Consider the following 8,178-nt stretch of genomic DNA (forward strand, 5'->3'; position numbering starts at 1 on the left):
GTAGCCATCCTGACGTAACTTCTTTAACGCACGCGGAGTATTCATTTCAGTGCCGTTGTAGCGGTTTACAGAAACCCAATTGGATGCCCCTCTCACTACATCGGGATTAAAATTAAAGACGTGCTTGTTTTCGATAACATGGACATTTTGAATCCCAAAACAATCTGCCGTGCGAACAACTGCACTGGGCATCATGGAACGATGAGTACGTCATTTTTGATGAAGGGTCGGGTCAAACCCATCAAATGGACTCCATCCGGGCTTTTATTCTGAATACTTTATGCGATGGTGTTCAAAATTCGAGGAGCTTGGCTGCAGAACTAGCCAGTATTCCGAATTTGACCGATAGTTCAAACTTGGTGGAGTTGGTTGAAACCATTTGCAGTGAATTTTGCACACATGGATTGGCGGAAGTGACCAGCGCGTGAAATTAGAAGAACTCTCACCCTCCACCATTCAAAATAAACTCAAAAACAATGGGCTGATTCTAAAAATCGGCCCATTTTCATTTCGAATTATTTCCCCTATAAAATCTATTGCAGACGGTGTTAGCGCCTTGTACGCCAACAATGCGGTGCTGAACGACAGCCATTTTGTGGATTACACCGTCACGATTGCCTCGGGATCGGGCTGGCGGCGGTGGTCGCGACGCCAGGCTATTTTCAAATTCGATGGCATGGAACCCTTTATTCCTTTGCCCGAAGACCACGCGTTCCCTCTGCTGGAATGGTCTATGAACTGGTGCATCGCGATGCATGCACACCATTATCTTTTGCTGCATTCCGCGGTCATCGAGAAAGAGGGCTGCGCTGTCATCCTGCCGGCCCCGCCTGGATCGGGCAAGAGCACCTTGTGTGCAGGCCTTGTCCACCGCGGCTGGCGCCTGCTATCGGATGAGCTGGCGTTGATTTCGCTCACCGACACCTCCATCACGCCGCTAGGTCGTCCCATCAGCCTCAAGAACCAATCGATCGACGTGATGCGGAATTTTGTTCCCGGTGCGGTATTCAGCAAGGTCGTGCATGACACCTCCAAAGGCGATGTTTCGCTGATGAAAGTGCCATCGGCGCACATTGAGCGACTCCACGAAACTGCCCAGCCACGCTGGGTAGTGTTCCCCAAATACGTAAGGGGCTCATCCGCCCAAATGACCCCGCGCTCCAAGGCCAATAGCATGCTGGAGTTGGGTCGCAATTCATTCAACTACATGGTGCTGGGTCTCAAAGGGTTCGAGGTGCTCTCCAAGGTTATTGATGCCAGCGATTGCTATGACTTTCAGTACAGTCAACTCGACGATGCGGTAGTCGCATTTGATGATTTGGTCGCCAGGAGAAACGATTGAGCACCAACTTGCTGACGAATGTATGGGCCCAGCCCGATTGGAAGCCCCAACTGTCAGTCCTTGAATGGGAGGCTTTGTTTGGCCAAGCGCGCCAAGCAAGCCTGTTAGCTCGCTTGGCGTACCGCCACACCGATGCAGGCTTTCTAACCGAAGTGCCAGACGGCCCTCGCCCCCATTTAGAAGGAGCTTTGCGGCTTGCAGAGCGCCAACAGCATGAGGTTCGGTGGGAAGTCGATTGCATACGCCGTGCGTTGCACGATGTCGACACACCCATCGTCTTGCTCAAGGGTGCTGCCTACCTGATGGCCAATCTGTCGACCGCGCGTGGACGCTTGTTTTCCGACATCGATATTCTGGTTCCACGCGAAAAAATAGAGCCAACCGAAAGCGCCTTGTTCAGCGCAGGCTGGATTTCCGATGAGCGGGATGCCTATAACGAGCGCTATTACCGGCAGTGGATGCACGAAATCCCCCCGTTGAGGCATGTGCACCGCAACTCGTATATTGACTTGCACCACACCATTACCCCGCCGACCTCGCGGTTCAAGGTAGATGGCCAAAAACTACTGTTTGGAATCCAACCACTTCTTGGCTACCCAGGGCTGTACGTGCTGGCGCCTGCAGATATGGTTTTGCACAGCGCCGTGCACTTATTCCAAGAAGGTGAATTCGGACATGGCCTGCGTGACTTGCTAGACCTGCATGATCTGCTTAAAGACTTCAGTAGCCAGGCTGACTTTTGGAATAGCCTGCTAGACCGTGCCGACGAACTGGGCCTGCAGATACCCCTGTTCCATGCCCTGTTCCATCTGCGCCGTCTCTTTAACTTCAATCCACCGTCCCCATTGGCGGACCGCCTAGACCACATGGGCCCCAACCAGTTCTCGCGCGCGCTGATGGCCTGGATGCTGGGATTGGCCCTGCAGCCCAACCACCCCAGCTGCGACAGCCGCTGGACGAAGCTGGCCCGGTGGCTTTTGTACGTGCGCTCGCACGCATTGCGCATGCCCATGCATCTGCTGGTGCCGCATCTGCTGCGAAAATCTTGGATGCAACGTTTTCCCAAGAAACCTTAGCCAGAACCGTCAACATAAGTCAAAAAGCCCTTGCGATTCAACAGCGCAAGGGCCTGGTTTGGAAGCGGCGCGCCACTAGGCGCATGTGCTCACATATTCTCGATCATCACCTCGCCAAAGCCCGAGCAGCTCACCTGCGTCGCGCCTTCCATCAAGCGCGCGAAGTCATACGTGACCTTCTTGCTGGCGATGGAGCGCTTCATGGCCGCAATGATCAGGTCGGCAGCCTCGAACCAGCCCATGTGGCGCAGCATCATTTCGGCCGACAGGATTTCGGAGCCAGGGTTCACGTAGTCCTTGCCCGCGTACTTGGGTGCGGTACCGTGGGTGGCTTCGAAGCAGGCCACAGAATCCGACATATTGGCACCAGGCGCAATGCCGATACCGCCAACCTGGGCGGCCAGCGCGTCAGAGATGTAGTCGCCGTTCAAATTGAGCGTGGCAATCACGCTGTATTCGGCGGGGCGCAACAGAATTTGCTGCAAGAACGCATCGGCAATCACGTCTTTGACGACGATTTCCTTGCCCGACTTGGGGTTCTTGAAGCGCATCCATGGGCCGCCGTCGATCAGCTCGGCAGCAAACTCTTTTTGCGCCAGCGCGTACGCCCAGTCGCGGAAGCCACCTTCGGTGAACTTCATGATGTTGCCCTTATGCACGATGGTCAGATTGGGCTTGTCGTTGTCGATGGTGTACTGCAGGGCCTTGCGCACCAGACGCTCGGTGCCTTCGCGCGACACGGGCTTGATGCCGATGCCCGAGGTGTTGGGGAAGCGGATCTTCTTAACGCCCATTTCTTCTTGCAAAAACTTGATCAGCTTCTTGGCCTTGTCGGATTCGGCTTCAAACTCGATCCCAGCGTAAATGTCTTCGGAGTTCTCGCGGAAGATCACCATGTCGGTCTTATGTGGCTCTTTCACTGGCGAGGGCACGCCGTCAAAGTACTGCACCGGGCGCAGGCACACGTACAGGTCCAGCTCCTGGCGCAAGGCCACGTTGAGCGAACGGATGCCACCGCCCACGGGCGTGGTCAGCGGGCCCTTGATGGACACCACGTAGTCCTTGATGGCCTCCAGGGTTTCCTTGGGCAGCCATTCGTCGGGGCCGTAGACCTTGGTGGACTTTTCACCGGCAAAAACCTCCATCCAGTGGATTTTTTTCTGGCCGCCATAGGCTTTGGCTACCGCAGCGTCTACCACTTTCAGCATCACCGGGGTGATGTCCTGGCCCGTGCCGTCGCCTTCGATGAAGGGAATGATGGGCTGGTCGGGCACGTTCAGGGAAAAATCCGCGTTGACGGTGATTTTTGTGCCTTCAGCGGGGATGGTGATGTGCTGGTACATGGAAATGGAGGCTCCGTGGGATGGCTAAAAATGGATAGCCTATCCAGTTTAGCTTTAAGCTTGCTGACAGCCGCGCTCCAACGCTGCGTCAACCCCTCGTAAAGTAAGCGAATAGGCAGCACACTGCTGCCAAAATCTCTCTATTTCACAAACTGCCACGCCATGCCCAAAACCATGTCCCTTGCCATCCACGCCGTGTTGGCGCTATCGCTGGTCAGCGTATCCGCCCTGGCCCAAGACGGCCCGCAAATGAACCTGCCACGCACCACGTTGACGGCAGGCATCTACCAGATCGATACCCAACTGGCCTTGACCCCCGAACAGCGCGAAATCGGCCTGATGTTCCGCCGCGATATGCCGCAGCAAGAAGGCATGTTGTTTGTGTTTGAGCAGCCCGGGACCCAGTGCTTCTGGATGAAAAACACCATCCTGCCGTTAACAGCCGCCTTCGTGGACGATCATGGGGTTATCGTCAACCTGGCCGACATGAAGCCGCAAACCACGGACTCGCATTGCTCCGACAAACCCGTGCGCTACGTGCTGGAAATGAACGTCGGCTGGTTTGCCAAGAAAGGCATCAAGGCCGGTGCCAAACTCGGCGGCAAGCCCTTCGAGATGGCCAAATAAAAAAAAGCCCGTCTAAGACGGGCTTTTTTGTGGGCGCGAGAACTTAAGCGAAGTTGGCTTCGGCAAAGCCCCAGTTCACCAGCTTTTCCAGGAAGGTTTCGACAAACTTGGGACGCATATTGCGGTAGTCGATGTAGTAGGCGTGTTCCCACACGTCCACGGTCAACAGAGCCTTGTCGGCGGTGGTCAGGGGCGTACCGGCAGCGCCGGTGTTGACGATGTCTACCGTGCCGTCAGGCTTCTTTACCAGCCAGGTCCAGCCCGAACCGAAATTGCCCACAGCCGACTTGACGAAGGCGGCCTTGAATTCAGCGTAAGAGCCGAACTTGGCGTTGATGGCTGCTGCCAATGCGCCGGTGGGTTCGCCGCCACCTTGGGGCTTCATGCAGTTCCAGAAGAAGGTGTGGTTCCAGATTTGGGCCGAATTGTTGTAGATGCCGCCGCTGGACTTCTTGATGATCTCTTCCAGTGTCAGCGATTCAAACTCGGTGCCTTTTTGCAGGTTGTTGAGGTTGACCACGTAAGCGTTGTGGTGCTTGCCATGGTGAAACTCCAGAGTTTCTTGTGAGTACGCGGGGGCCAAAGCGTCGATCGCGTAAGGCAGTGCGGGCAGGGTATGTTCCATATTTTTCCTCGTGGGTGGGTGGTGGTTTGGTATCTAACGGAGTAATTGTAGGAACTAATTGCGGCGCGTCTGTAGGACATGGAGATCAACCTCACCATCGGCCAGGACGGCCGTTGCAACCTGCCCAGGAGCTGCCTGCCGCACGCTGGTGAGGGGCACGCCCTCGGCGGTGCGCAGCAAGGCGTAGCCGCGTTGTAGCACCAGCAGCGGGTCAAGCAGAGAGAGACTGCGGTCTGCCCTGTCAAGGCGTGCGTGTTGCTGCTCTAGGGCGGTTTTAAATTTCTGAGGGAAAAAAGCCTCTGCCGCCGTATGGGTGGATTTCTTTCGCTCTATATTCGATAGCGCCGCATAGCGCAGCCGCTGCGCCTGCTGGCCCAGCTTCCACTGCTGGCGCGCCACCAGGCCGGACGGGCGGCCCAGGCGCTGGGCGGCGCTGTCCAGCCGCTGGGCCTGGGTGTCGAGCTGGCGCGTCACGGCATCTTGCAGACGTTGGCCCGCCAGGCCCAGGGCTCCTAGCCAGACATCGCGCGGCTGGGCTGCCAGCTCGGCTGCGGCGGTGGGTGTGGGCGCGCGCACATCGGCCACAAAATCGGCGATGGTGAAGTCGGTCTCATGCCCAACGCCGCTGACAACGGGCACCGGGCTGCGGGCGATGGTGCGGGCCAGTTGCTCGTCATTGAAGCCCCATAAATCTTCCAACGAACCACCGCCGCGCACCAGCAGGATCAGGTCGATATGCACGCTATTTTTAGGCACCAAATCGGCCTCTGACCCAAACTCTGCCTGCGCGTACTGGTATAGATTTAATAGCGCATTGACCAGCTCGCCCGGTGCTGCTGCACCCTGTACCAGGGCCGGGGCCAGCACCACCGGGATGTGCGGCACGCGGCGCTGCAAGGCCGCCACCACATCGTGCAAAGCCGCCGCACCCAGGGACGTGACCACGCCAATACCGCGCGGCAGCAGGGGCAGCGGGCGTTTGCGGACAGGGTCAAACAAGCCCTCGGCCTCCAGCTGCGCCTTGAGCCGCAAGAACTGCTCGAACAAAGCCCCCTGGCCGGCCCGGCCCATGCTTTCCACAATCAGCTGCAAATCGCCACGCGGCTCGTACACGCCCAGGCGGCCCCGCACCTCGACCAGTTCGCCGTCGCGCGGCGCAAAGTCCAGCAGGCTCGCAGCGCGGCGGAACATGGCACAGCGGATTTGGCCTTGCCCATCCTTGAGGTTGAAGTAGCAATGCCCGCTGGAAGCGCGCGAGAAGCCCGAAATCTCCCCGCGCACCGCCACAGGATTGAAGCGCGCCTCCAAGGTATCAGCAATGGCGCGGCACAGCGCCCCAACTGGCCAAATTTGCGGCACCAATGCTGGGTTTGGGTGGCCGACCATCAGTGTTGGCGCGCCAAAACGCAACATTCGGATACGAAGTGCTCCACAGGCGTGGACTTTGTCGCCAAGGTGCCCAAAAACCGCCCAGCCATTTTCAAGGGAGCTGATTTATTGTGGTAAGTGCTTGATTTCAATTGGGATTTTTCTGCTTAATTTTTCATCGAAGTGTCACAAGCCCGCATGGGCGCTGGATTTGCAGCCATTGCAGCCAAGTTCTTCACAAAGTTATCCACAGGAAATGTGGGTGACCTATGAGCCCCACAGCGCATGGAACAAAACGGCAGACACCTGGGCGGCTAAGCCATAATCAGCGGGCATCTATTAACTTGAAACAACTTGTTGGCCTTGCCGCACCCCGCTGGCAGCGCCCGCCGGTTCGTGCGGAGAAGCTATATTGTTTTCGATCATACAAGCCGCAGGCTGGCCGATTTGGCCCTTGGTTGCCTGCTCCATCCTGGCCATGGCCCTGGTGATTGAGCGCTTCTTGAGCCTCAAAACCTCCAAAATTGTGCCGCCCAAGCTACTCAACGAGGTGCTGACGGTCTCGCAAACCAGCATTCCCGCCCCCGGCATCGTCAACCAGTTAGAGCAAAACTCCAGCCTTGGCGAAGTGCTGGCCAGCGGCCTGCGGGTGCTCAACACCCACCCCAAGTGCAGCGACGAAGAGGTGCGTGCCGCCATGGAAGGCGCCGGTCGCGCAGTGGCCCACAAGCTGGAAAAATACCTCAGCGCCCTGGCCACCATCGCCTCGGCCGCGCCCTTGCTGGGCCTGCTGGGCACGGTGATCGGCATGATCGATATCTTTGGTTCGCAGGGCAACGGCGGCGGCATGGGCGGCAACCCGGCGCAGCTGGCGCACGGCATCTCGGTGGCGCTGTACAACACCGCGTTTGGCCTGATCGTGGCGATTCCTTCGCTGATCTTCTGGCGCTACTTCCGGGCGCGGGTAGACGCATACCTGGTGACGCTGGAACTGGCCGCCGACCAGTTTGCGCGCCACCTGAACGCCGTGCGCAAGCGCCCTTAACCCCGCGAAGGCACTCCCCATGAACTTTCGTCACCGCCGCCAGGAAGAGCCCGAGATCAACCTCATCCCGTTCATCGACGTGCTGCTGGTGGTGTTGATCTTTTTGATGCTGTCCACCACTTACAGCAAGTTCACCGAGCTGCAGATCACCCTGCCCGTGGCCAACACCGATGCGCAGCGCGACTACCCCAAAGAAATCATCGTTGCCGTCAGCAGCGACGGCCGCTACGCCATCAACAAGGGCCCGGTGGATGGCCGCAGCATCGAAGCCCTGTCACTGGCCCTGGTCAACGCCGCCCATGGCAGCAAAGACATGGTCGTCATCATCAGCGCCGATGCCAGCGCCACCCACCAGTCGGTCATCACCGTGATGGAAGCCGCCCGCCGCTCCGGGCTGAACCAGATCACGTTTGCCACCCAGGCTACTCCCAAATAACGTGGAACAAACCCTGCTGCGCATCTGGCAGCGGCGTGGCTGGCAAGCCTGGCTGTTGTGGCCGCTATCGCAGCTGTACGGACTGCTGGCCGGGCTGCGCCGCCTGCTGTACCGCGTGCATCTCCAAAAATCGGGCCGCGTCCCGGTGCCGGTCATCGTGGTCGGCAACGTGGTGGCCGGCGGCTCGGGCAAAACCCCGGTCGTGATGGCTTTGGTGCAGCATTGGAAAGCGCGGGGGGTGCAGGTGGGCGTGGTGTCACGCGGCTATGGCCGCAGCAGTACAGATTGCCGCGAGGTCAGGCCGGACAGCCTTCCC

10 protein-coding genes are annotated in these 8,178 nt (G+C 58.2%); 6 read left to right on the top strand and 4 right to left on the bottom strand.

All coding sequences use genetic code 11. The annotated features are described in order from the left end of the window. Nucleotides 1-195: hypothetical protein (locus ABI213_RS11740; RefSeq protein WP_348027225.1), on the bottom strand; the 195-nt coding region annotated here is incomplete at its 3' end. 229 nt (nucleotides 196-424) lie between these two features. On the opposite strand from ABI213_RS11740, the gene ABI213_RS11745 reads away from it, so the two are divergent. Together ABI213_RS11745 and ABI213_RS11750 are read left to right on the top strand one after the other, a co-directional pair. Further along, nucleotides 425-1,342: an HprK-related kinase A gene (locus ABI213_RS11745; RefSeq protein ID WP_348005175.1), complete on the top strand. Its 918-nt coding sequence runs from the start codon at nucleotides 425-427 to the stop codon at nucleotides 1,340-1,342. Further along, nucleotides 1,339-2,418 (top strand): nucleotidyltransferase family protein, encoded by a 1,080-nt coding sequence (locus ABI213_RS11750; RefSeq protein WP_348027227.1) that lies wholly within the window; start codon nucleotides 1,339-1,341, stop codon nucleotides 2,416-2,418. Before ABI213_RS11745 ends, ABI213_RS11750 begins: the two co-directional genes overlap by 4 nt. A gap of 89 nt (nucleotides 2,419-2,507) precedes the next feature. Here ABI213_RS11750 and icd read toward each other — a convergent pair whose 3' ends face one another. Then, the gene (gene icd, locus ABI213_RS11755) at nucleotides 2,508-3,767 is read right to left on the bottom strand and encodes an NADP-dependent isocitrate dehydrogenase (RefSeq protein WP_348008296.1); all 1,260 of its coding nucleotides are present in this window, start codon (nucleotides 3,765-3,767) and stop codon (nucleotides 2,508-2,510) included. Between the two features lie 168 nt (nucleotides 3,768-3,935). Between icd and ABI213_RS11760 the strand changes: the two genes are divergently transcribed. Beyond that, a complete protein-coding gene (locus ABI213_RS11760) occupies nucleotides 3,936-4,388 on the top strand; it encodes a DUF192 domain-containing protein (RefSeq protein WP_348027229.1) in 453 nt (150 codons plus the stop codon). Nucleotides 4,389-4,431: 43 nt separating this feature from the next. On the opposite strand, the gene ABI213_RS11765 is transcribed toward ABI213_RS11760, so the two are convergent. Both ABI213_RS11765 and xseA read right to left on the bottom strand, forming a co-directional pair. Then, nucleotides 4,432-5,013 (bottom strand): Fe-Mn family superoxide dismutase, encoded by a 582-nt coding sequence (locus tag ABI213_RS11765; RefSeq protein WP_348008293.1) that lies wholly within the window; start codon nucleotides 5,011-5,013, stop codon nucleotides 4,432-4,434. A 54-nt stretch (nucleotides 5,014-5,067) separates the two neighbouring features. Next, nucleotides 5,068-6,399, bottom strand: coding sequence for an exodeoxyribonuclease VII large subunit (xseA, locus tag ABI213_RS11770; RefSeq protein WP_348008297.1), 1,332 nt, complete (start codon nucleotides 6,397-6,399; stop codon nucleotides 5,068-5,070). Nucleotides 6,400-6,793: 394 nt separating this feature from the next. On the opposite strand from xseA, the gene ABI213_RS11775 reads away from it, so the two are divergent. The 3 genes from ABI213_RS11775 to ABI213_RS11785 form a co-directional block, all read left to right on the top strand. Continuing rightward, nucleotides 6,794-7,426 (top strand): MotA/TolQ/ExbB proton channel family protein, encoded by a 633-nt coding sequence (locus ABI213_RS11775; RefSeq protein WP_348008294.1) that lies wholly within the window; start codon nucleotides 6,794-6,796, stop codon nucleotides 7,424-7,426. 19 nt (nucleotides 7,427-7,445) lie between these two features. After that, nucleotides 7,446-7,862 carry a biopolymer transporter ExbD gene (locus ABI213_RS11780; RefSeq protein ID WP_348008295.1) on the top strand — a complete coding sequence of 139 codons (417 nt, stop codon included), beginning with the start codon at nucleotides 7,446-7,448 and terminating at the stop codon, nucleotides 7,860-7,862. 1 nt (nucleotide 7,863) lies between these two features. Continuing rightward, on the top strand, nucleotides 7,864-8,178 hold a 315-nt coding region (locus tag ABI213_RS11785), incomplete at its 3' end, for a tetraacyldisaccharide 4'-kinase (protein ID WP_348027231.1).

The sequence above is a fragment of the Rhodoferax sp. genome, from assembly GCF_039922535.1.
Taxonomy (GTDB): domain Bacteria; phylum Pseudomonadota; class Gammaproteobacteria; order Burkholderiales; family Burkholderiaceae_C; genus Rhodoferax_B.